Origin of the sequence: Candidatus Magnetobacterium casense, from assembly GCF_019173545.1 — a bacterium.
Lineage (GTDB): Bacteria > Nitrospirota > Thermodesulfovibrionia > Thermodesulfovibrionales > Magnetobacteriaceae > Magnetobacterium > Magnetobacterium cryptolimnobacter.
Map to the genome: position 1 here is coordinate 1 of NZ_JABXWD010000777.1, position 1,082 is coordinate 1,082.

At 47.9% G+C, this 1,082-nt stretch carries 1 protein-coding gene; it reads right to left on the minus strand.

Annotated features, from left to right (window positions below):
* A partial coding sequence (locus tag HWQ67_RS19440) for a DEAD/DEAH box helicase family protein (protein WP_218254350.1) occupies positions 1-1,071 on the minus strand: 1,071 nt, incomplete at its 3' end.
* Positions 1,072-1,082 lie beyond the last annotated feature (11 nt).

The window sequence follows — 1,082 nt, forward strand, 5'->3', positions numbered from 1 at the left end:
GCCCTCATAATCGGGGCGTTTGGTCTGTCGGGCAAGGTTGGTGCCGAGTTTGATCCTTAACTGCCTTTCCACCGAACCGTTGGGGGTGTTGTCGAAAATAGTGACCTTCGCCTGTGGTGTCTTTGAGGATTTAGGCCAATAGCCCACGGCATCAAGACGTACCAACGTCTGGTTATGATCCTGTGTGCCACTGGCATCCACCACCTCAATCTGTTTGACCAGGCGCAAGTTATAAGCACGGATTGGGTCAAGCTGATAGACCAGGTTGTAAGGATTGACGTGCGTAGCGGAGTAACGCAGGCAAAAAAGCGGATTAAGGTTACGGATTGCCTTTTGTGACTTATCAGTATTGTCCACGCTTTGGGGTTCGTCTATAATCAGGATAGGATTTGTTGCTTGTACATATTCGATGGGGCGGCGTCCGGACATTTTATCGTGTTCTTGATGAATTACGTTGAGTTTCTTCTTTTGCTCGTCGTTGAGAACTGTGTAATCGACATCCTCTCCGGCGTCTTTCTGGAACGCCTGGATATTGATAACCATAATCTGCACCTGGTTATTCACCGCAAATTGTCGTACAAGGCTAAGGTCTTTGGACTGATAAACGAAATAGTCAAAGGCGACATTGTCATATAGTCCCTTGAAGTGGTCCCTCATGCTTTTGATGGAGCTGGTCACACCCTCACGAATTGCCACCGAAGGCACCACAATAATGAACTTCCTGAAGCCGTAAAGACTGTTGAGTTCAAAGATTGTGCGCAGATAGACATAGGTTTTGCCGGTGCCTGTCTCCATTTCTATCGAAAAGTTAGGGAAGGCATATGTTTCAGATTCAATCAGCGAACGAGACGGGGCAACATTGTTGCGTTTTTGCACGGTGTACAGGTTGGCAAGGAGCTGTTGCGGGGAGAGTGTCATGGTATTGCCGATACCAAGTTCGTTGAACATGTCCGGTCTGCCGAGGTCTGTCTGAAAACCGCTGTCCTGTTGCGTCAGACCCTCAAACAGGTCGGTCACGCTCTTTATTGCCTCAAGCTGGTAATCAAGACCACTGTCGAATTTAATCTTCATTTTTGACCTAC